Source organism: Acidobacteriota bacterium (assembly GCA_016716435.1).
GTDB lineage: Bacteria > Acidobacteriota > Blastocatellia > Pyrinomonadales > Pyrinomonadaceae > OLB17.
This window is the reverse complement of sequence record JADJWI010000008.1, coordinates 1,355,947-1,378,319: the sequence shown is the minus strand read 5'-3', so window position 1 is coordinate 1,378,319 and position 22,373 is coordinate 1,355,947. Positions and strand designations below refer to the sequence as shown.

Here is a 22,373-nt window from a genome sequence, read left to right as displayed (position 1 = left end):
CGCATCAAGCACACGTATTTGGGAATCCAAAGCAAAACTGGTTCTTGAAGAAGTCCGGTTCATTTATCGCGCCGTTAAGGCGGTATCCGGGGGCGAGCGACAGCGGGTAGTAATTATCGGTGGCAACATCGTACGATATGAAAGATATTGCCGAACTAGCCGAGAGCCGGGTCCATATCCCTCGTACTATTTCACGTCAAACCCCTTATCATCTGGTACCGCCAACTCGACAAAAGAGGAAGAAATCAAACCCGGCCCCTGTTCCGGGAACGCGCGTTAGAGGCAAACGTAACTTCGGCCTTCTGGAGGTGAGTGAACTGCCAGCAATAAGAAATTGTAACTCTGAACGATGGATCGGCAGTAATAATGTTCAGATTGACGACAACTCCAAACGCAGATTCTCTTGGATCTGCGTTTTCCACGATCCGGTGACTTTTGCGGTATCGGCAAAATCTGACCATTTTTCAACTGCCTTTCGGACCTCAGCGACGATCGACTTTGCACGACCGCGTTTAAGCGAAACCGCCTCGGCGCATGCCTTAAAATCATTCATCGAAAAACCATCCCGTTTGCCGTTCATGGTCATCTGGTGACTCGATGTCCATACTCCAGACGGATTAAAGCTGTATGCCACATCAAACGCGGGGGCAAGAGACCATTTGCCCTCTTTGCCCATTAGAAAAGCGATATTCTTGACATGATCGTCCTGATTTCTCGCAAGGATGTTAAATGCCATCCGGCGAAACATCTGCTCAATAGCGGATGTCGGGAGCTTAAGTTGACGCATGATCAGCATGGCTTGCTCGTAGCCATACGCGCCGGCATTGTTGAAGTCAAAATGAGCCAGGCCGCTTAATGAAAGCATGTGCAGCCTTTCGCCGTTCTCGAGACGGTCGAATCGCTTGGTCATGAAATGCCTTCTGCCGTTTTCTTCGAGTAAGCGGCATTCGTTCATCTGTATTTCTGCCTCGAGTGCCATTAGATAGTAGGCATACTCGATTGCTCCATAGCCCTGAGGATCGGCAAGTTCTTTGTCCCGATTTCCGGTGACTCCGTCGAACTTCAATAACCAATATTCAAATCCGTCGCCGGCTTTTCCTTGCCCAGACCTAACTTCATTGGTTTTCCGATTCCACGCGATCACCGCTTTCGCCCGGGCACCACCTGCGGAGGTTCCTACGCGAAGGATATCTCTGAGAGAATCAGGATCGTCAAAGTTAGTATCAAGATTGCTTCGTTGGTTCAAAACGTCCGAAGCCAGATTGACTAAAGCGTCAAGCTCGATCTTCCGAGAGGCCATCTCCTTTGGGCCTTTGCTCGGGAAAAACTCGAGGGCTCCCATCCCACGTGAGCCTGTGTAGCAGAGCCTTTCAACCGCATTAAAACTGTCAGCGGACCGGCCTTGCGTTGCGAGCCAAGCATCAATGAGTGCGTTGCCAAACTTATCCGGTAGCGAATCAGCCAGCAAACCCGGCAAGCCGTGAAAGGTCACTAGTGGCAACTCCGGGAATACGTATATTGATCCAGTGAGCGGCATCACAATCGGTGAGACCTCGATGCCGCTTTTCATGAACTCTGGTGTGTACTCAAAGACAGCCACATCATTGCGATCCTCAAGCGAAACAGCCCCGATGGTGCGTCCCCACAGCTTGACCTCAGCCAACGTTGTCATGAATCATCTCCCCAACTCCAGCCCGTCCCTTTCGAGCTTCGTAGTTCTTTCGAGGAGGCCCGTCGTCGTTTTTTCCCTTGAAGTTTCAGTTGAGCTATTGGGCTTGAAACAGGTTCTGGGAAAAGGACTTCTAAGCGCTGCTGTAATCCTAATGAGCGCAGGAGCCGAATTAGGCTTGTAACTTGTACCGATTCGCCTGCCTCTAGCCGTTCAACGGTTCGCTTAGACACGCCCGCTTGCTCCGCAAGATTTGCTTGGGTGAAGTTCTGATTCAATCGAATCATTGCAACACGTTCTCCGATTTCTTTAAGTATCGCTTGATCGGTCGTGTTTGTGTCGAATCTCATAATACGTCAATTATGGTGAGTAGCTATGGTAATGTCAATATATATCGGCAATTATGGCGAGTAAAGTGCAACGCATCTTCAGGAGTATGATATCGTCATTAATAATGAGTTAGGACCGATTTTAGCGGCAGCTCGCCAATTTCGGCGAAGTGTAGCAGATATTCGACTATCTGGTTTCTGACTGAGATTATGTGGAAACCGGATCGCCAACTGGAAGTGCCTTTTCTTTGGTGGTCAGGGCACGATGACCTCCAGATACTTGGCTAGTACCGATTCAAGCTCAAGTTCTCTTGCTGCTTTTGCAAGTTTTGCTTCCGTAGTTCTTCTTGTTGCAAGAGCTTCTCTGGCGGCCTTTATGGCTGTTCGTTCACCTACCTTTGTGATGAATTTAAGAGCCTCTAGTGCCGCCCTTTCGACTGTGACGATTCGATAGCCCTTTTCATCTATGATCTGTTTGTCGAGGCTTGTTTTTGTTCGAATCAGTCTATAACCATTTTCTCGGGTTCTTTTCTCCGGAGGGACCATCATCCATATTTCTCCCGGAACCTGCTCGGCAAGGTTGTAATGATATAGAGCTGAAAGACCACCGATTGCTGAACCGGGCCCAAACTTTGAATATGCGATCTGGAATCCTACATCTTTATCGAGCGACGTCTTCGGATGAAGGTAGATTCCACGATCAAGACGAACGAGGTCCTTTGCAGCGACAAGCCTGGATATGTCTTGCTGACTAATTCCCGCAGCCTTGCCCTGAGCCAGTGTAAATACCCCAAGTTTTTTTAACTTTAGTACCTGATCCTTACCCACCATTAAAGTATTGTGGTGCAAAGTGACATTTGTCAATGAATAATGCCGCGATGCACCAATCTGAGAAAGGTTGGCAGTTCAGACAACATCGCGCAAATATATAAAAGAGCGGTAGGCGAGAGGGGCAAAAGTAGTGAAAACCGGATACCAATTTATTGGTGTGTTAATAAGCCAGAATGACTTAGGAGATGGGGTTTCGTCACATTTGTTTCCCGAAAATGTCGCAAAACACTAAAAGGAAAAATTAGTGTTTATTTTCGATCAGAATGTGTTATTTTGTTGTTCTCGCCAGTGTTATTTATCGACGTTCTAAGTGGGGAATAATCTTGGTAAGTTGGTTGCAAGATGGTTGCACTTTTCCCGACGCATACCTACTTAAAGCTTATAAGCGACAAGCAAGTTGCCGATTTTGATTGGTTTTGAGCGATTGTGAGAACTTGCGATTAACCCTCAGGTTGGTTGGGGTGCGAGAGGTCGTGAGTTCAAATCTCGCCGTCCCGACCAATAAACATGGGGCTTTTGAAGAATTTCGAAGGTCCCATTTTTCGTGGTTTCCAAATGGCTGCGAGAGGGCGGATTGCTAAGTCCCATAATTGCCGCATTTACGAACTACCACCCGTAAGAAAAAGCTCCTCCATTTTGCAACCAACTTTCTGGACCTCGGATTAGAACCATTTTGGTGAACCTACGCACCACAACGATGTGGACAATTACCAACCCGGTATTTCAGCTTTCCAAATCTCACCGAAAGGCCGAAAACATTTCATTGCCTGTCATTGTCTTCGTCTATTTGGTGAACTACTGCCAATCACCAAGCAGAGTGAAAGCACTCCAGTAATATGGCGATTGATAGCGCCTGATCTTTTTCATCTCGTTCTTTGTCTGTTGCAATGCTTTTGAAGCCGGCATAGCTTTCCGCAGATGATTTGTGTAAAAACGCTTCATGAACTCAGCAGTTGCAGAATCATCAACTTTCCACAGGCTCGCGACGATCCGTTTGGAACCTGCGTATAAAAAGCCCCTCGACATTCCGATCAAACCCTCGCCGCGAATGTCTTTTCCGAGAGCCGTCTGGCACGCTGACAGGACGATCAGATCGCTGGAAAGATCGAGATTGTAAATATCGTTTAAGGTCAAAAAACCGTTTTGCTTGGTGCCGTTCTTATCGAACAGCGAAAAGACCAACCCTGACAACTCGGGCCGCGAAGAATTGAGCAGACCGTGTGTCGCAAAATGCAAGATCCTATAATCTTTCAGATTCGAATTTTCGACATTATCGAGATTTGCCTCAAAGTCCATTCGAACCTCCGCATCGCTTTTTTCAATGAGACTCGAGATGCCCTTAGCTTCCAATCTTGAAGCGAGAAGCCGCGGCAAGGTTTCGCCGAAACGAAAATCGCGCAAAGTGCGCCTCATTGCTGTGTTTTCATCACTCGGTTTTCGGCTGGCAGTTCCTGCGACCCGCGAATCCAGAAGATCAAACACCGGATCGGCAAAAATTGCGATCGTCTTTTTGTTTTCTCGCCCGGGTTTCGGGTTATCTCGCAGTTGCGACAAAACCGAAGCGGACGGCAGCATCACAATTTCATTCGTTTCGACAAGTGGCGAAACCTCAGACTGTGGACTGATGAGAGCGGAAAACGGTATGTATTGCAAAACTCCGTCGGCAACGATCGCGAGTCTTTTGTTGGCTACTTTGGCAGCAACATTCGACAACAACATTCTGCTTAGATCTTTCGTGACCTGCTCAGTTCTCGCCGGCTGACCTTTGCTATTTGCCACGACGGAATCGTAGAAGGCCCTTGCCTTGGTCTCGATTATTTGACGTTTTGGCAGCTCGAAAATTTCGATCGAGTCCTTAGCAACCAGCCACAGAAAACTTCGCTTTTCGCCAAGCTTGTATTCGAGCAAAATGGTATCATCATCGAGCAATTTCTGAATGTCGTTTGCAGCTATTGCTTTGCCTTCGGCAAGGTCGGCAAATTTAGGATTCTCACGACGGAGCCTAATATTCACGTTTTGGATCTTGGTGTTTAGTTCATTGATCTCATCATTGACCTTTGAAATTGGTTCCGGTTTAGACTTACCAGCAATGAGGGTCTCACGCCGTTGGTATCTGTCGTTTATCTGCTTTTGAAGATTTTTTTGCTCCGCCAATAATTTCGGATCAACTCCAAGTTTAAAATCAACTTTCGCCTCCTCTAACAATTCGACCAGGCTGCGTGAACGCGAACGTTCACTGATCTCAAATGCGAGTGCTAGATCTTCCTCTTTCTTTGTTCTTTCAAACCGCGAAACGAGCAATTCGGTGTAGAGTTCGTAATAATTTTGAACGGTTGAAAAATATGCGTAGCGCGATTCAGAACCGACTATTTCGCTGCGGATCTGTTCGATCAGATCGAGCCCGTTCGTGATATTTTCAACTGCCTTTGTTAGGTTTCCACGATCTTGTTCAGCGACGGCAAGCAGATAAAAAGACTCAGCCTGTAAGCGTCTGTCGCCAACCTCGAGAGCGATTCGATTTGCTTCTGTGTAGTTCTCAAATCGATTCTCCGCTTTCAGATTCCCGATCGCTAACAGCGAATCGGCAATTCCCCATGAATATCCGATCTCCCGACGTAAATCTAAAGATTCTTGAATCAATGCCAAACCGTTCTTTGCCTCGCCTTTAGTGGCCAGCATGTAGCCGTAATTCTTGATCGTGCCGGCTAACGTTCTCTTGCCACGCTCGGTTGTGTCTTCACGTCTGATTACTAAGGATTGTTTAAAATAATCTTCCGCCTTCGTAAAATCTCCGAGACGACTATACGCTTCAGCCAAATTAGTTAATGAAAATCCGAGATATACGCGGTCGCCGACCTCTCGATTGATATTGGCAGATTGTTGAAAATAAGTAAGCGATTTTTCATATTCCCCAAGATCGCTGTAAGCCGAACCAATATTATTGACCGCCGAGCCTTCGTATTGACGATTTCCCAATTCACGCCAAATCTCCAGACTTTTCAAATATGAATCGAGTGCATTTTGCAGTTCGCCGAGTTGTTTGTATATCAAACCCTGTTGAACGATTGCCACGCCTTCCCAAACCTTATCCTTTTTTATTTTTGACGCAGCGATTACTTCATCCCATTTTGCGTTCGCCCCACGCAAACCTTCGATAGTGCCGTTATATTTTATCTGATAGGCATCACGAGCAAGTTGCAGAATTCTCTTGGTAGCGTCATTTACCTCAAAGTCTTCCGCAACGGTCGGGCGGATCTCTTTTAAGATAACGGTATACTTCCCGGGTTTCGCAGCCGGATCTGAAACCGATACGTCAATTCTATAATCTCCGCTTTCTTTCGCGGTGACGAGGATCAACTCGTCACCATAAAGCCCGCTCGGCGAAGTTCCGATAATGAAGATCTCGCCTTTCAGATCGATCGCTTCAAAATTGACATCAATGCCATCCTGAACCATCTCGACACGGGCGGTTTGACCAGCCGTCAGAGCAACTGAATATGAATTTATTTCTTCGCCCTTGATCTCAGCATTTAGCGGAGTATTTAATGTCAAACGGGTTGGAGAACTCTGTGCCAAAGAACTCGTACAAAATAAAAAAAGAACCGCCAATATATTGATAATGACGGTTGTTTTATTTCGTTCCTTTTTCATAATTAGCGAAGTATCCATAAACTTGTGTTACGAATACCTTCTACTAAATATGAATTTGAGTCAATTATTTCATAGATCGGCTTTCGGAAATACTTATCTTCTAGAGCCAACTTTTGCGTTACTTTGTTGCTTTAATTCCAAAGCCTGCCAAAGCGAAAACTCAAATACTGTTACTGCCGCCGCTTGTTACAACTGATAGTTCGATCTTTCTCGGCTGGTCATCTTCATTGATGATCGTGATCGTATAAGTGCTTTTGCCGTCACTGTTGATCGTGATATTCGAGCCTGTCGTGTGTCCGCTCGATAAAAATTGACTTCCGCGATGGATCTCATACTTGAACTTTCCGCCTTTTGTTTGTTTAATGCTTAAATTACGGAACTGCTTGCCAGAAATCGACCATACTTCTTTTATATCGCCAAGTTTCCATGGCTGGACCGTCGCACTAACTGTCGCTTTGCCGTTTGAATCTAAATTGATTCGTTTTTGTGCGATCGCTTCGGTTGCCGAAAATGCTATTACGGCGATCGCGATGGTTAAGAATCGTAGCGTTAGTTTTTTCATTTATTTTCTCCTTATAGGTTTGACATGAAGCATTGGGATGTAAGTTTGCATTTGATTCTGATGTCGGCGAACCTTTTACTGCGTACGTGGCCCGGCTTCTCTCGTTGTGTTCTCTCTGAGCCACCTTTGGTAAACAGATCTGAGGGTTAAGACGAATCCGCGCTGACATTTCAAATCTATTTTGTTGGCCTCTTGTTCGCTGGGACTAATGCCGTTTCTATAACAGTATTGTCCCCTATTGGTATAACCTGCCGGGCAGGTAGGTTCACTTGTTTGCGATCTCACTTCCTTTGTTCCCGTGCCACAACTGTCGCGAAGTCCATTGTGGTCGCGTTTGATCGTTTCCCGAGAACTATTGCATTTTGAAGCAATCAGTCTTCGCTCTCCATCATCGTGCAAAAAGAAATCCACTCCTCTCGCCGGCGTGTAGGTCCATTTATTCTTATTGCGGAATAGCGGATCTAAACTATTCCAATCGGCGTCGGGAGTGCCCATATCGATCCAAACCGCAGCAACAGGTTTTTGCCAGCATACATATGCCTCTTGGGCCACAAAAACAGACCCAAACACAGATTGTAAAAATAATAGTGTTATCAACCCCGAAACAACTATCAAAGATCCCGTTCCTAAGTTTTTTCTCATTCTTCTTCTCCCGGATAATATGTTCTTCATAAAGTAGTGTTGGAAACCGCAAAAACATTTCTCCACATTCTCAGAGTTCAATTTGCGAACCGTCGTAATTTCGAGAATCGATCTCAAACTGTTCAACTTGGACCGTGACTGTTCTTTTGAAGTGACCTTATTTCTAATTGTCTTGTGGCGATCCGGATGGCATTCCGACAACGACCAGGCCGATCAACGCCCAAGCAGCCGAACCGAGCATTGCGAATTGGGGGATCGTCGCTCCTTGCATCGCGCTGTACATGTTTTCAGATCGTGTGATCGTCCCGATCGCATAAAGTGCTGCTGAAATAAAGGCCACAACAACAAGCGATAAAAGTAAGGAAATAATAGGCAAAAGGCGTTTCCACAAGCTGACTTTCTGAACAATCAGGGCGGCGATGGTGAGGGTCAGAGGGAAAAGAAAATAGCTTGAGACAATCAGAAAAAAAAGTAATGCCTTTGCTAGATCCGTTTGAATGATCGTTTCGCCTATTTTGTCGGCGGGCACGATCGTGAAATTAATGTAGATCAGATACAGAATCGTGAAAAAGGCCAAGCACAGACTCATAATAAGTAAACGGAAGACAATACCGGAAAACCTTCTCTTCCCGATTCCGCCGGCTAAACAGTATCCAATGAGGGAGACGGGCTGTGGTGTAACTACTAAGGCGGCCAGCACCATCAACAGAATCGTATACAAGATCCTCTTCTGCTCGTCATACGGCGGGCCGATAAAGTAACCGTCAAGCGGTAAGATAAACGTTACAATGGCGATAAGAGATATTGCCAAACAATACAAGACGGCGAATACGTTGTAGCCTTTGATCAGGAGTGATGCGTTCATTAGGATTTAAGGTTTCGATCTTTTGTGCCGGGTCTGTCAGAAGTTGGACTTCTTTAATCTTTCGATTGAGTTCCGAAATGCCCGACTCGCCGATGCGATAGCCGCCACAATTCCGTCAAGCTTCTTTTGATCTGTTGCGCGCAGTGAACCTGTAGTCTTCTTGATCTTCTCAAGTTCGTCTTTCTTGCGTTTCCATTCGACAAGGTTATCGATAGTGGCAATCGTTTCCGCTTCGCCTTTGCTGTAGGGAACAAGGTCTGTAAGTTTAATGCTTCCGGCAGAAGATTGGTCAGATTCCAGTTCTTTAAGCAGATTCAAAACGGCTTGTGCTTCCGTCGAACGTTCTTCCGAGATAAGAATGTCGGCAACACGACGATATCGAACTGAGTTGTCGGCAAGGAATTTCTTCCGTGATCTGTTATCCGACTCGTTCAAATTGCCGCGAGTCTCCCGATAAACATTTACAGCCAGTTTGCCGTAGAAAATTTCAACTTGCGAATCATTCAAAAGCTGGGACGCAATCGATAGATCCCAATAGACTTTCACTTCGTTCATGCGATCGCCTAACATCCGATAGATGATCATTGCTTGCTCATAGTGAGCCATCGCCGTTACGTGATCTGATAATTGATCACAGACGCTTCCCAAGGCATAGAGCGTTTTACCTTCCTCGGAGAGGTCTTCTAGTTCCCGAGAAATGTGAAGTGCTTGTTCAAGATAATCCTTTGCTTTTTCATAAATCGATAAGTTGTAATTGGAAATTCCCAAGTTAAAGAGTATCTTGCCTTCCTCAGAACGGTCTTTTACTTCACGTGAAATGACGAGTGCTTTTTCAAAATGAATCGTCGCTTTTTCATAATCTGATAACTGGTAATAAACATTTCCCAAGTTATTCAGAGCGTTGCCTTCGCTGCCGCGGTCTTTTGTTTCCTGAAAAATGACCAGAGCTTGTGTATAGTGTTCCGCCGCTTTTTTTATAATCCAATAGGTTGTAATGCAAGAGCCCTAAATTATAGATCGTTCCGCCTTCGCCGTTGCGGTCTTTTACTTCCCGGCGAATTGCTAAAGCCTTTTCAAAAAATTGCCGGGCTTTGTCGGGCTGTTCGAGAGCTCTATAGTTGCTTCCGAGCGTGTTAACAGTTTTAGCCTCACCAAGGCGATCCTTTGTTTTTTGAAACAGCTCCATCGCACGTTTGTTAGCAATGATCGATCTGTCATATTCCGACAACCTAAAGAAGGCCTGTCCGAGGTTTGTCAATGTTATTGCTTCTTGTTGGGAATCTCCGAGTTCTCGAAATAACGCGGTTGCGATCTCATATTCATTCGCCGCTGCCTGTGATCTCAATTGTTCGTAGAATGTCCTGCCTTTACTTAAATGTATTTCTGCTTTGAGGCGTTTGCCGTCGTTCGCATTTGTGGGACGTACTTCGGCAAGTTTTATCCTGTAATCACCAACATGTCCGCTTCCGCCGTAAGCACGAATCTTGACCTGAAAAGCCGCTTTCCCGCTTTTCGCGATCATCGAAACCGATTCATGCCACAATCTGCCGTCTTTGCCATCCATCTCGACAACGAGTTTTCCATTCGCATCAAACAGCGAAACAACAACATCGATATTTTTCTGCTCAACTTCCGCCCGTGCATATTCGCCTTTATTTAACGTCACCTCATAAATGTGAGTTTCGCCGCCTTTGATCTGACCGTCGATCGGTTCATTTGTTGATAATTTCAGCGGCCTGTTGGGGTTTTGGGCGGACAATGACACGAACAAGATCAAGGCTGCAATCGTGGCATAACCTGCACGGTTGAATGATACGGATCTAGAACTTTTTAAGCTCATGTGAATTGTGATCATTTTCGAGTCCCATGTTTGCGGGACCGCCGAACTTCCGGGTTTGTCGAAACTGAGATGAATAGCAGATTCCGCGGACACGACCTTCCTGATCCGCGGAATCCACAGGAACCTAAACTTCTAAGGGATAAAGTAAGGTGTTCCCTTTGTCGGAACTCCGGCGGCCATTTTCTTTCCTTCGGCAGATTTCCAGGGAATTCCATAGAATAGGCCTGCGTCTGGCATGGGCATTAAACGCTGATCCATAGAACTTCCACTTGCGGGAATTTCGGTCTCGATAAGATATGCCCCCCAGTGTAAATTTATATTTCCGCTTGTTTGCTCTGGATGCTGTTGTGGAAAACCGTCACCGCCGACAGTCCACTTAAACGTTCGTACCGTCGTAGAGCCATCTCTTAGATCGCATTTCCATTCACCGGTTTGGCTCTCCATATCCGGATTGCCGGTTGTTCCATTTCCGCGCCAATTGATCGGAAGATTTATCCAGTAGCTGTAAAAACCAATATATTCGGTTGGCTTTCCATCGCGTTTATAGTCGGCTTTGTCTCCCCGCATCGAGGCGTCTTTAACTTGGCCTTTGTTCAGAAAATTGACTACTTGCCCGTTTACAGAGCAGCGAACATATGGAACACCGGCAAATCCTGCTCCGTTGCTGTTTTCATTTTTTGCAATGCTGAAATAGATATCAACATTTCCCTTGAGGGTCGTTCCTTGGCCTTTTTCGTGATAATCAGCTTTTACTCGGCCACTACCCAGGCCCGGACGCAGATACAAAAACGAGACAGGTGATTCGGCGTATCTTTGTATATAAAAATCAGAAGGTCCGACAATTTTGCCAGGACGGATCATTTTGGCTTCGTGTACATCGATCTTGTATGTTCTTACGGCTGTCTCACTGTCATCATTGCCATTTGTCGTAAAGACATTCACATCGTATTTTCCGGGACTTTTAACAAAGATGTCTTTACTTCCGCCACAGGTTCCGCCTGTTTCAGTCGACATAGAATCGTCGTCAGGGCTATTTTTCACTTCGCGAACCGGGCTTTCAGCTTTGCGATGAGTTTTGCCCTGACACATATAGGTCGCTAGTGCTTTTCCGCTCTGAGCGACGACGACCTTGAATCCGCTGTTATCAGGAAATGTTCCAAAAGCTCGTAAGTTTGCTGTCAGCGTCCATCCTTTTGAAATGTTGCCACTGCTTTTTTCGTTGTACTCCGTAACCGGCGTGGCCTCAAAAAATGTAAACCCGTCATCCATCACATTCTGCCGATTTTTTCCACTCGAGGTTCCGACCGAACCGGGAACCGCTCTATCGATACCGGGAACTGCTTTATCAACCTTTGGAATTGTAGGAGTTTTCACCGTCGGAATCTTAATTTTCGGAAATTGTGCCGCCGCAAATGTTGATAAAAACAAAATTGCTATCACTGAAAATACTATGTTCTTGTTCATTTTCTTATACCTCTTTATTCCTTTAACTTCCTGATGTATTTACCGAAACCTCTACGTTTTGGCGGTTTTTAGTCTTGTTTATGACGACGATCTTGTAACTGCCTTTTGTGTTTTCGTATTAAACGAAAATCCCCGTGGCCCGCTCGCAACCTTTTTCCCGGTTGGGTCATAAACTTCCGCGACGTCTCGGCCGGAACCAAGATCTCCACCTGCAATTTGAACCGTGACCGTCATTCTTTCCGCAAAGTTCCGGGTGAAGCTCTCAGAAGACTCCGGTTCAATATTTAAGTTTTTCGTGTATGAATCACCCGCAAAAATAGCCGCGGTCATTATTACGATCACGATCAGGCCTACTGTTAGTTTTCTCATCGATTTTCTCCTTGAATATATTCGTCGCCAACGCGCACCCATTAGTAGTGTAAAAACGGACAAATCCATTTCATACATATTTTTCGAAATAAAAATGCTGTGAAGCCTTTTTGGTAGGGACGGATCTAACGGTCTACTCGAAACTGAAAATCGGCAACCGATTCGCTCTCACCGGAGACGTTACTCCCGTCGAGCCTTATCATGTAATCACCTTTCTTTAGTCGATTCGCACTTACAACTATTCTGATGCGACCTTTCGACGCCTTTAGTTTGTTGAATTGCGCGATCGTATTCCCGTCGGCGTCCGTAACTATTGCGGCGTAAGCGCTATGGTCGGTCGTCGGGAGATTCAATATGAAGGTCGCGGCCTTTGCTTCGTTTGACAGTCTCAAAACGTTGTTTGATCCGCCAGACCGAAGATTGCCGGAAAATAGAGCGATAACGGGATTGCGGACTGGCTGCTCGATCGCGGGGATTGGAGTTGCAATAGGCGTTTTCGTCGCTGCCGGAACCTGGTCGGTCGTTTCAGTGTTCGCGGTCGGTTCCGGCGTTCCAGTTGAATTTACTGGGGAGGAGGAGTTGACCGGCTCCGTGGGCTTCATCGTGGATGGCGTTCCGAGAGCTCCATTGTTCGGCTCAAATACCACTTCCGGCTGGTTGGGGGCAAGAAGACGCGAAAACATCCAGACGCCGACGAAGGCCACCAAAAGGGCCATCGCTCCCGCCATTACGACTTTAGGACTGCTAAACCAATAGCGGACAGCAGCAAAGAAGTCTCGTTTCGGTGCATTCTCTTCAACCGCATCCGTCACCGAAGAGTCTGTTCCTGTTACTTGATCGATGAAAGTGCGGGCAAATTCTATTCGGTCACGCCGCTTTTTGGTCACGAGGAAGACCGTCTCAAACTCAGCACTTTCCTCCGGCCGGATCCATCCGCGAACGTATTTTTCGATGAGTTCGTCCTCGACGGCGGCGATCTGCTCATACAGATCAGCATCAGCGACAAAACGCTTCTCGAATTCAACGCGTTCCTCCTCAGACATTTTGCCGAGCAGGAATCTCCGAATTATCTCTTCATTTTCTATTTCCATCAAAATGAGCAATTGCTTCCTGTTAGTAGTGTTCCATTAACAAGAAACGTTTCCGTAAAACTCCGTCATGCATCCTCACAGCATTTTTTCGTACAGGTTCCGACCTTTGACTTCAATCGGCACACCCGAATTCGCAATGAATTTAGCGTAACTCCCAGCGATGCTGCCAGCCGTTGGCGTTTCGAGATCATGGTTTGCTGATCCGTATCAAAATAGCCGACCAACAGCACTCTGTCGTCCACCGCGAGTTCGCCAAGGCACCTTTCCAGACACTGATGGCGAAGTGCAGCCTGACCGTCGGGAATCAGGTCTGCTTCATTCGGGCCGCCGCTAATCGTAGAGGAGTTTTCTTCAAGCTCCTCTCGACGAGAGGCTTTCCGACGATCCTCTAGCAAAACGAATTTGGCGACCGAAATGCAATATGCCTCAATGCTCTTGAGCTTTTCGCCATCAACGATCTTTTTGGCAGTCCGGTCAAAGACAATATCTGCTAGCTCCTGAGTGTCCTCACAGTTTCGCCATTCAAAAAATCGTTCGATACGCTCGCGAAGGCGCAAATATATGTCAGCCGCGCGGTCGCGGTCCGTATCAAGCGTTCCTAATAGTGCATCAAACCCCTCTCCCATTCAGAACTCATCTACGCCTCGGGTGTGCTCAAAGCTCAACGCTGCCTACAAATCAAACATTCCCAACCTCGGAGAAATAACTAATTTGATCCGGCATGCCTTGCAATGTTGTCTTCTGAAACAATTCAACAACGACTAATCGGCCTAAAGACGCACAGCACGGCGGCTGCAAGGTTTTCGATTTAGATTTCGTAATTAGTATTATGATTCATTAATCAGGCAGGTTGAAAAGGTCATGGTGTTTTTGTTCTTTTGTCTCCAAGGAAAGTCAGAAAATTCCCGATAAGACAAACATATCGACGATAAGAATAACATGCCAGAAATGGCGGAGTTGGTTGCAAGATGGTTGCACTTTTGCTGATTCATATCTACGCACAGCATCTAAGCGACGCTCAAACAGTCGATGTTGATTAGTTTTGAGCGCCTTTGAGAAGCGGTGAATAACCCTTAGGTTGGTTGGGGTGCGAGAGGTCGTGAGTTCAAATCTCGCCGTCCCGACCAATAAACATGGGGCTTTCGAAGAAATTCGAAAGCCCCTTTTTTGTGCAGTTGGATGCAGTTCTCGGTTATCCCGCGAACGGGCCTGGGACTAACCAGTTCTAGATCAATGGTTTAGGGTGCTAGCGAAGGCAGAAAAAACCGCAACCATTTTGCAACCAACAGCTACTCGTTCATAAGCGAACCAAAACTGGTCTAGACATGCACCGACCCGGTGCGTTGGCGTTCCAATTTCTCGATAGAACTCCCCCAAAACCCCAAAAAAATAGGCGGTTGGCAAGCGGAACAGAACTTGCGAATGCAGGACTGGTTTCGTTTTTCGGCTATTTCACTTGTGAACTCTTAGGGGGAGTTATGTCGGTCTTCAAAAGATACAATGGCAAGCGCATAACTTCTTCCCATCCGGCTTACGCGAAGGCTCGTTGGTGGATGTATAAACGCCTTAATGGAAAGGTATTTCACCAAGCCATCCCTGAGGCGATAACGAAACAGGAAGCTGAGTTAGCCGAACGTCAGATAATAAAGACGACCTTTAATCACAACTATGGTGTCGCCGATAGCACCACCACCCTGGCGTCATTCATTGAGGCGAAATACCGGCCGTATGTTGAGCAGAACAATGTCAACAAAGGTGCAAAGAACCTCTACATCCGACTTCTCCTGGGACATTTCAAGAAGCGTCCACTGGCCAGCATAAGTCCACAAGACTGCAGGGACTTTAGGTCCAAGCTTCAGACCCGCCAAAATAAACGTAAGAAGGAAAGTGAGCTATCACCATCGTCGATAAACCGAATAATGTCGACGCTCTCAAAGATCCTGAGTTTGGCCTGCGAGGAGGGAATCCTTGACCGAAATCCGATGCAATATGTGAAAGCCTTACCAGAACCACCGCCCCGTAGGCGGTTGCTTAATGAAAAACAAAAGCAAGATCTTTGGAAAGAACTGGAGAAGGACACTCTGCTGTATCGGCTGATAGTCTTGGCGGTCAATCTTCCGTTACGCCGTGGCCAATTAATGGCCATCACTGAGGATTTTATCGATTTTGAGAACGAGCAGGTTCTGGTGATCGGATCAAAGGGAAGGCCGCCCCGTCTGGTTCCGCTCAACGCCACTGCAACGAAGGTTCTTAAAGCGATGATCGAGGACGGGCAGCTTCCTTTCCCAGTAAAAGACTTCCGCAAGAGATGGTACACCGCACTCCGCAATGCCGGCATCAACAAGAAAGGCGGTACGAGAGAAGAGAACTATCATTTTCATGATCTTCGCAGCTATTTCGCAAGCGAGCTAATCCGGAGAAACACGAATCCGCTCATTGTCCAGAACCTATTCGCTCATTCGGACATGAGTATCACGACAGTTTACGCTCAAACCGATGACAGACTGCTGCTTGAAGCTGTCAAGCGGCTCGACAACGATTCCCAGTGAGAAAGCAATTCGGGGAATTGCACAACTTCGTAAATTTCTCACGTTGCTCGCAGGGAGGGCCGAAGACCCTGGATTTGGCATGTCGAGTATCAAGTCTGAGTGAGTTAGCGGTGAACGGTCACTAAAAGAGTTGCAAAACAAAGTCGGTATTGCAACACCTGTTTGCTCCGGCTTGCCACCCTCACAGCGAATACCGACTGTCGAAGTTACACGATATTTGGCTTCGCGTTTCACTCGAACTGCACCCGAGACTGGCTTGGCAGACGCTTAGGCGGATGGGGGGCGGATTCGGATCGGTCCGCGTGTTGGGCTTTTAGGATCCAGTTGTAGTCGGACAAGAAGTCGTGCATCCCGCCCCGACACGGAGCGAGGCTCCGCAAGATTAGGGTTTATCGACGGTTTTGTGGAAATTGTTTCTTTTGGGGTTTCGCTTTTCTAAATCGACCATCGCTCAAAAAACTGAATGACGGAGGCCCAATGAAAAATTCCGTCTCGTTCTGTCTTGCGATCGTATTTGGTATTTGTACATCGTCCGCTTATGGTTAGCTTCCGAATAACGGCGGGCCGACGCCGACGCAGAGGTCGAGTGCTCTGAGCCCCGTGATAGATGCGGGGGTTCGTTCGAGCTGGGGACAGACCAGCGTGGGTTGCACGCGTCTTTGATTTTTCGACGATCTCCGGCCCCTGCGTATGTTGTTTGTGTTGGGAGATTTCAACAGAAAGAACGGGGCATCGGATGACGCCCCGCGAGTGATCCATTGGCAGAGCTTATCGTCAACGCAAACAATTCCGCCGGATCAAAATAGTCTTCTCTGGCCGCGGCCTTACTTATGGTGTTCCGCAGATCGCCGGGTCAGCCTGTTTTGAGCAAAGATATTCGGTGAGCGCGTCGAGGCGCTTTTTCTGCTGCTCTATTTCAGCACGCTGCTTTTCTATCTCCGCCTGCTGTTGTTCTATCTGTTTCTGCTGTGCCTCGATCTGGGTCTGCTGTTCCTTGACCGCATTTACAAGAACGACGGCAACCCGGTCGTACTTAACGCCTTCGACCTCGCCTTTAGCGTTGGTCGTTGTCAGTAACGGTTCAGCCGCGGCGACCTCTTCGGCGACGAGTCCTAGATCAGCCAAGCCGCCGTCCGTCCAGTTAAATGAAACCGGACGCAGCCTACGAATTAGGTCAAGCCCGGATGAAAAGGCAGTGATGTTGTTCTTGTACCGAGCTGAAGATGAGCACGTGGCGAGCTCGTTCGAGGCGTTGCGGCACAGCGGCGTGGCACCACTGACACCAAGTTGATTAATGATCGTCCTGCCATTTCCTGTGTCCATCACCAAACCCCAACCCCCACCATTCGTTCCGAAAAATCCAACTTTGCCGTCGTCTTGCATACCGATAAAAGCTCGGTCTGCGTTTGGTGTTCGCTGGTAGAGCCAAAGGCCGGCTGAGTCGGCACCGCCGCTCGCATTGAGCGTCTGCTGCAGCCGCATTCGACCGACCACATCTAATCTGAAAGCCGGGCTGGAAGTGCCGATACCGACGTTAGTGTCGGCGGTCGCTCCGTTGATGCCGTTGCTCGAACCGAGCACGAGCGAATTGCTGCGATCGACAGCGGCACGGAAACCGATCGCGGTTGCGTTCGAGAGACCGGGGACTCGAACGTCAGCGTAAGCACCGATCATGGTTTGGAAATTTGCGCCCGAAGAATTTCCGCTACCTGTTTCAGCACCGATATAAGTGTTGAGATTGCCGTTGTTGGCGTCGCGGCCAGCACCAGCGCCAAAAAAGGAATTTTGGCTTCCGGTAATAAGGTTCTTGCCAGAATCCTTTCCGGTATACGTGTTCGAATTACCCTGAAACAGATTATCTCCGGCATTGCGTCCAATGATCGTGTTGCCGGTGCTTGGTTGAGCAAATAACGGAGCGGATCCGACCAACACAGTGTCGGCATTCATGAAAAGAGCGTTCTGTCCGTTGATAAGATACTGCGATGCCGAATTTACAGAGTTAGCCGAAAGAGCCCCGCCGACGGTACCGTTACCCGAGATGTTAAAACTCGAAGAGTTCTGAACGCCAGTCCCGTTTTGGATGTAGCTTGGCGAATTCGGCAGCGGGTTGCGGGCATCTGAAAGTCGCGGGTCGGTCGTCAGCGTGTACTCGCTGGCGGTCCTGCCGCCGAGAAAGTCTGCAAACTTCGCGGTTTCTGAGTAGAAGCTCGAGATCGCATAAGGCGTGGCCTTCACTAGCTCCCGCGGACTGAGCGTCGTATAGGCTCCGCCGCCTGCCTGCCGCACAGCAATTTCGATCCAACGCGAGCCGAACACCGGATAGACCGATGTTCCCCAATCGAGCGAAACTGCGAAATAACCGTTCACAACGGCCACATTAGACCTCGTGATCGTCGCTCCGACGCCGCTATTTCCTACGTCCGAGGCATGCAGCGTAAACTGCATATCGTAATTACCGTTCGCCGGCTGACCGCTCGTGTTGAGACTGCCCTGATAAGTGAACGCTGTGTTTTGTGCCAAAACACTTGGTGCGGCGAAGGCGCAAAAGACGATCAGGATAATAATTCTTGAGATCTTCATTGTTTTCTCCTATTGTGGCTGCGGTTTAGCCGCGCAAAAAGCGGCGTCCGGATTTTGGTTGCAGATAAACTTTTTGAGCGCGTCGATCTCGGCTTTGTGATTTCTCAAAAGCTCGTTTTGTTCTTCGACTTTCGCTTCGAGCGTTTCGATCTGCGTTTGCTGTTCTTTGACAGCATTGACCAAAACCACACCGACGCGGTCGTATTTGACGCCCTCGATCTCGCCTTTAGCGTTGGTCGTTGTCAGTAGCGGTTCAGCCGCGGCGACCTCTTCGGCGATGAGTCCTAGATCGGCCAAGCCCCCGTCCGTCCAGTTGAACGATACAGGCCGCAGTCTGTGGATCAGGTCGAGGCCGGAGCTAAATGTGCGGAGGTTGTCTTTGTATCGAGCGGATGATGAGCAACTAGAAACGATGTTCATAAATATCTCCTTCGATTCGAAACGTGGAAGCCTTTCTGAGTTGTTATGCACCGTAACCCGAGCCTTTAGACGACTCCTCGCAGTTGCCGGCGAAGACAGAACGCGAGCTCTTGAAAGTAGATCTGAAATGATCGGCCTCGGGGCCACTCATCGTTTCTTGTAGAGGGTGTACCTCAGTGGTTCATAATCGCTATCAATAAGGATCAAGAGAAATCCGCCGCGAACGGCCTGAAACTGTGCCCAGAATTTCTTCGTCTTGCCGCTTACGCGGTTTGTTGCGGAAATTTCCCAGTCACCGGCCGTGAACTGGCCGCGATATTGTATTTTCGCGAAGTTCGTACCGCCGCCGCTCATGCCGGCGCTGTTGTGAGTGCTTTCGTATCTGCCGGCGGCGGCAAACACGAATTCGTCCGAGGTCGAGATCGCACTCAAGCCCTGGTAGCCGTATGCGTTGTAGTATTCAACGCCACCCCCTCCGCCGCCGGTCCATCTTCCGACGAGGTCTTGGGCCGATACCGCGAACTTATTGTAAGCAAGCATTCGGTTCAGATCGTTGGGATGTGGAAATTGCTGACTGTACGAACCCTGATCGGGCGCAATGGTAATAATCACACGGGCGCCGCCGTCGTACACGATCTTCATCGTTACGAACGACCGCTTGCCGGTTTGTCTGTCAATAGCGTCAGCCTGGCGAAAATAGATGACCGGATATTGAACTCCCGACCAGTTCTGGATATTGCTTACATTGAAATACGGAGAAACAGTTCTGTCCCAGTAATGATCGTTGGGCTCAACCGTATTTGCCCGACTATCGTCCCATTCTTTGTTGACGTGATAAAGCCGTATTTCTGTTTCGTTTCGCTTTAGCTGGACATAGTCGCCGACCGGTATCGCCTTCCAGCCGTCGTCGAAACTGGTTATGTATTTAGCGATCCCGTAATTGCCTGCGGGCTGCTGCGAGGCCGGTGCCTCCGGCAGCTGTTGTGAAGCGGAAGCATTCTTGAACCTCAAGGTATTGCCCTCAAAGCGGACGTCGTTCGGGTTGATCTTCAGGATATCTAGCAGCAACGCGCCGGAAACGACCTTTGCCAGCTTTAGCATTTCCGGGTCTTTCGAATCCTTGGCTTGTACGTAAAAAGCCAAAGGCATTGCCGCAAAACTCACGTAAGTGTCGTACAGGAATTCTTTATCTTTGTCAGGAACACCCGCCATTTCGGGAGTCTCATCAAACATTGATGTAAGGGCTTGAAACAGAGCTTCTTGCGAGGCTTCATTCGGTTCAGGATCGTCGTTATAGACCGTGACCGTCGTCGCGATAAAGAACATCAATGCCGCCGCGAGATTATTCTTCCTCCCTTTCGGGCCGACCTCGGCGTCAAACCCTTTCCTGGTCTCAGCAAAAAGCTGTCTAAACAATGTCCGCTGCTCGGCGTCTTGGCCGACCGCGTCGGCAATGATCTTAAAGTTGTCTCGCGCTCCGTCCGGCGTAAAGAATGCGAGACTCTTCTTTGAACTAACGGCCCCACTCGAACGGTTCTTGCCGGAATCGTTCGCGGCTGCTTGCTCTAAGATCGCACTCTGTATCCGCATCTGCGTGTTCTGCTGCATGCTCAGCGTTGCCTGGGCAAGACCGGATGATTGATATACCTGGCCATAACCTCCGTTGTTGCCGTCGGCACCCGAATTTAAGGTTTGGGCGTTGGTTGTGCTAATACCTGCCAAAACTAAAAGTATCGTCAAAATAATGAAATTTCGATTCTTCATTCTCACCTCGTAAAGAACTGTCAATTATGAATTCGCATCAATTTGCCTTAGCAAGTTCCGCTTGGTTTGCACGAATTCGGACCTTCCGGCTACTGTTTGATTTTGTAAAGACTCATTTTCATACCACTAAATTTCTTACTCACAAGATTCAACATAAAACCGCCTTTTACGGCTTCAAATTGGGAGGAGAATTCCCCGGGATCATTTGCTCCGCGGTTGGATAAGGTTAAATTCCAGTCGTTTGCACGAAAAGTTCCTCTGTAGTTGGATTTGCCATGAGCCAAAGACCCACGGAAAGTGCTGGTTCCGGCGTGCTCGCTCTGATAGGTTCCGTTGCCGTAGAAAACAAAGGAATCATTTGTCGAAGCAGTTGCCATTCCTGCTAGGTCACCCGAATAGATGTTGTAAAACTGAATGCTGGCGGCATCAAAACTGCTCCATTTACCGATCAAATCCTCTTCTGCAACGCCAAACTTATTGTAGTTGAGCATCTGTTTAAGGCTCGAATCGTTCGGGAACATCGAATAATAAGTTTTCCTGTCCGGTGCGTTAACGACAATCGTCCAGCAGCTTCCGTTGAAAAAAGCGAGACCCATACCGACATAACGGCTTTTACCCGTTTGTTTATCGGTGGCTGCGGCTTCGTAGTTGTCCGATTGACCCATGCTGTACTGCTCTTTTTCACGGACGAAAGCTTGTTTGACATTAAATGACGATTTCACAAACACATCCCAGTAATAAGGCTCAAAATTGTTAGTGTTCTGCGGCCTATTGCCGTCGATCCGTGCATCAGGAAAGTAAAGTCGAACTTCGACGCCATCCTTTTCAACGCCAACATAATCACTCAACGGGGTTGCCACCCAACCATCATCAAAAGTGGTGGTGAATTTTGTGATTCCGTAACCACTCGAAGTCTGTTGCGGAGCCGTGTTTTGAGGAGCTTCGTTCGATGAAGGAGCGGTTTTTAACTTCAAAGTACTGCCTTCAAAACGAACGTCATTTGGATTGATCTTCAAGATCTCGAGAAGCAACGCACCAGCTGTTACTTTCGCTAATTTCATCATTTCGGCATCATCTTTTTCTTTTGCCGCCATGTAAAATGTCAAAGGGATTGCACTAAAGCTAACAAAAGCGTCGTGCAGAAACTGTTTGTCTCTATTCGGAACTTCCGTCATTCCGGGCGTTTCTTCATACATCGCGGTGAGCGCCTGAAAGAGATTTTCGGTCGCCTCATCGCTTGGTTCGGGATCGTCATTGTAAACAGTGACAGTAGAAGCGATAAAAAAGGTCATTGCGGCGGCGAGATTATTTTTTCTGCCTTTCGGTGCCATTTCAGCGTCAAATCCTTTCTTGGCTTCGCTAAAAAGCTGCTTAAAGAGAGTTCTTTGTTCGGCGTCTTGCCCGACCGAATCAGCGATAATCTTGAAATTGTCGCTTTTTGAAACGGGCGTGAAAAATGCGGGACCTCTCGTTGCGGTTTTCGTATTCGAACCTGATTGCACCTTTGCGACCGCGGCTTTCCCGAATTTCTTTTCCATCGCCTGCTGCATCATCAGTTTTTGAATTTGCATTTGGGTATTTTGCTGCATACTGATGGTCGCTTGGGCGAGCCCAAATGATTGATATACTTGCCCGTAACCGCCGTTGTAACCGCCTGCGTTTGAATTGTAGGTTTGGGCTTGCAAACCAATAGTCATCAGCATGATCGTAAAAATTAGCGTCAAATAATGTTGATTTTTCATAACTT

Annotated in this window: 17 protein-coding genes; 1 reads left to right on the top strand and 16 read right to left on the bottom strand. The window is 47.8% G+C overall.

Annotated features, from left to right (window positions below):
- Positions 1 to 370: 370 nt before the first annotated feature.
- From IPM21_18310 to IPM21_18255, 12 genes are all read right to left on the bottom strand, one after another.
- Positions 371 to 1,672, bottom strand: coding sequence for a type II toxin-antitoxin system HipA family toxin (locus IPM21_18310; protein MBK9165822.1), 1,302 nt, complete (start codon positions 1,670 to 1,672; stop codon positions 371 to 373).
- On the bottom strand, positions 1,669 to 2,019 hold the full coding sequence (locus tag IPM21_18305) for a helix-turn-helix domain-containing protein (GenBank protein MBK9165821.1): 351 nt from the start codon (positions 2,017 to 2,019) through the stop codon (positions 1,669 to 1,671). The genes IPM21_18310 and IPM21_18305 overlap by 4 nt, the downstream gene beginning before the upstream one ends.
- A 234-nt stretch (positions 2,020 to 2,253) precedes the next feature.
- Positions 2,254 to 2,829 carry a type IV toxin-antitoxin system AbiEi family antitoxin domain-containing protein gene (locus IPM21_18300; GenBank protein ID MBK9165820.1) on the bottom strand — a complete coding sequence of 192 codons (576 nt, stop codon included), beginning with the start codon at positions 2,827 to 2,829 and terminating at the stop codon, positions 2,254 to 2,256.
- Between the two features lie 795 nt (positions 2,830 to 3,624).
- Positions 3,625 to 6,480 (bottom strand): CHAT domain-containing protein, encoded by a 2,856-nt coding sequence (locus tag IPM21_18295; GenBank protein ID MBK9165819.1) that lies wholly within the window; start codon positions 6,478 to 6,480, stop codon positions 3,625 to 3,627.
- Positions 6,481 to 6,640: 160 nt separating this feature from the next.
- Positions 6,641 to 7,042, bottom strand: a complete 402-nt coding sequence (locus IPM21_18290; GenBank protein ID MBK9165818.1) for a hypothetical protein — start codon at positions 7,040 to 7,042, stop codon at positions 6,641 to 6,643.
- A gap of 75 nt (positions 7,043 to 7,117) precedes the next feature.
- Entirely contained in the window at positions 7,118 to 7,684 is a 567-nt protein-coding gene (locus IPM21_18285; GenBank protein MBK9165817.1) for a hypothetical protein, read from the bottom strand.
- 163 nt (positions 7,685 to 7,847) lie between these two features.
- Positions 7,848 to 8,549, bottom strand: a complete 702-nt coding sequence (locus IPM21_18280) for a hypothetical protein (protein MBK9165816.1) — start codon at positions 8,547 to 8,549, stop codon at positions 7,848 to 7,850.
- 36 nt (positions 8,550 to 8,585) lie between these two features.
- Complete coding sequence (locus IPM21_18275) at positions 8,586 to 9,437, bottom strand: tetratricopeptide repeat protein (protein MBK9165815.1); 852 nt, start codon at positions 9,435 to 9,437, stop codon at positions 8,586 to 8,588.
- A 1-nt stretch (position 9,438) separates the two neighbouring features.
- A complete protein-coding gene (locus IPM21_18270; GenBank protein ID MBK9165814.1) occupies positions 9,439 to 10,404 on the bottom strand; it encodes a tetratricopeptide repeat protein in 966 nt (321 codons plus the stop codon).
- Positions 10,405 to 10,521: 117 nt separating this feature from the next.
- Complete coding sequence (locus IPM21_18265) at positions 10,522 to 11,853, bottom strand: hypothetical protein (GenBank protein ID MBK9165813.1); 1,332 nt, start codon at positions 11,851 to 11,853, stop codon at positions 10,522 to 10,524.
- A 494-nt stretch (positions 11,854 to 12,347) separates the two neighbouring features.
- Entirely contained in the window at positions 12,348 to 13,265 is a 918-nt protein-coding gene (locus IPM21_18260) for a hypothetical protein (protein ID MBK9165812.1), read from the bottom strand.
- Positions 13,266 to 13,378: 113 nt separating this feature from the next.
- Entirely contained in the window at positions 13,379 to 13,939 is a 561-nt protein-coding gene (locus IPM21_18255) for a hypothetical protein (GenBank protein ID MBK9165811.1), read from the bottom strand.
- Positions 13,940 to 14,710: 771 nt separating this feature from the next.
- On the opposite strand from IPM21_18255, the gene IPM21_18250 reads away from it, so the two are divergent.
- A complete protein-coding gene (locus IPM21_18250) occupies positions 14,711 to 15,862 on the top strand; it encodes a site-specific integrase (protein MBK9165810.1) in 1,152 nt (383 codons plus the stop codon).
- A gap of 828 nt (positions 15,863 to 16,690) precedes the next feature.
- Here IPM21_18250 and IPM21_18245 read toward each other — a convergent pair.
- From IPM21_18245 to IPM21_18230, 4 genes are all read right to left on the bottom strand, one after another.
- Positions 16,691 to 18,442 (bottom strand): tail fiber domain-containing protein, encoded by a 1,752-nt coding sequence (locus IPM21_18245; GenBank protein MBK9165809.1) that lies wholly within the window; start codon positions 18,440 to 18,442, stop codon positions 16,691 to 16,693.
- A 9-nt stretch (positions 18,443 to 18,451) separates the two neighbouring features.
- Positions 18,452 to 18,862 carry a tail fiber domain-containing protein gene (locus IPM21_18240; GenBank protein MBK9165808.1) on the bottom strand — a complete coding sequence of 137 codons (411 nt, stop codon included), beginning with the start codon at positions 18,860 to 18,862 and terminating at the stop codon, positions 18,452 to 18,454.
- 147 nt (positions 18,863 to 19,009) lie between these two features.
- Positions 19,010 to 20,626, bottom strand: coding sequence for a hypothetical protein (locus tag IPM21_18235; protein MBK9165807.1), 1,617 nt, complete (start codon positions 20,624 to 20,626; stop codon positions 19,010 to 19,012).
- 89 nt (positions 20,627 to 20,715) lie between these two features.
- The gene (locus IPM21_18230; GenBank protein ID MBK9165806.1) at positions 20,716 to 22,368 is read right to left on the bottom strand and encodes a hypothetical protein; all 1,653 of its coding nucleotides are present in this window, start codon (positions 22,366 to 22,368) and stop codon (positions 20,716 to 20,718) included.
- Positions 22,369 to 22,373 lie beyond the last annotated feature (5 nt).

What these genes read in the sequence shown, in the direction of transcription:
- IPM21_18255 (MBK9165811.1), bottom strand. Translation starts at nt 13,939, where the DNA reads ATGGGAGAGGGGTTTGATGCACTATTAGGAACGCTTGATACGGACCGC.
- IPM21_18300 (MBK9165820.1), bottom strand. Translation starts at nt 2,829, where the DNA reads ATGGTGGGTAAGGATCAGGTACTAAAGTTAAAAAAACTTGGGGTATTT.
- IPM21_18230 (MBK9165806.1), bottom strand. Translation starts at nt 22,368, where the DNA reads ATGAAAAATCAACATTATTTGACGCTAATTTTTACGATCATGCTGATG.
- IPM21_18305 (MBK9165821.1), bottom strand. Translation starts at nt 2,019, where the DNA reads ATGAGATTCGACACAAACACGACCGATCAAGCGATACTTAAAGAAATC.
- IPM21_18245 (MBK9165809.1), bottom strand. Translation starts at nt 18,442, where the DNA reads ATGAAGATCTCAAGAATTATTATCCTGATCGTCTTTTGCGCCTTCGCC.
- IPM21_18290 (MBK9165818.1), bottom strand. Translation starts at nt 7,042, where the DNA reads ATGAAAAAACTAACGCTACGATTCTTAACCATCGCGATCGCCGTAATA.
- IPM21_18240 (MBK9165808.1), bottom strand. Translation starts at nt 18,862, where the DNA reads ATGAACATCGTTTCTAGTTGCTCATCATCCGCTCGATACAAAGACAAC.
- IPM21_18280 (MBK9165816.1), bottom strand. Translation starts at nt 8,549, where the DNA reads ATGAACGCATCACTCCTGATCAAAGGCTACAACGTATTCGCCGTCTTG.
- IPM21_18285 (MBK9165817.1), bottom strand. Translation starts at nt 7,684, where the DNA reads ATGAGAAAAAACTTAGGAACGGGATCTTTGATAGTTGTTTCGGGGTTG.
- IPM21_18235 (MBK9165807.1), bottom strand. Translation starts at nt 20,626, where the DNA reads ATGAAGAATCGAAATTTCATTATTTTGACGATACTTTTAGTTTTGGCA.
- IPM21_18295 (MBK9165819.1), bottom strand. Translation starts at nt 6,480, where the DNA reads ATGAAAAAGGAACGAAATAAAACAACCGTCATTATCAATATATTGGCG.
- IPM21_18265 (MBK9165813.1), bottom strand. Translation starts at nt 11,853, where the DNA reads ATGAACAAGAACATAGTATTTTCAGTGATAGCAATTTTGTTTTTATCA.
- IPM21_18260 (MBK9165812.1), bottom strand. Translation starts at nt 13,265, where the DNA reads ATGTCTGAGGAGGAACGCGTTGAATTCGAGAAGCGTTTTGTCGCTGAT.
- IPM21_18270 (MBK9165814.1), bottom strand. Translation starts at nt 10,404, where the DNA reads ATGATCACAATTCACATGAGCTTAAAAAGTTCTAGATCCGTATCATTC.
- IPM21_18310 (MBK9165822.1), bottom strand. Translation starts at nt 1,672, where the DNA reads ATGACAACGTTGGCTGAGGTCAAGCTGTGGGGACGCACCATCGGGGCT.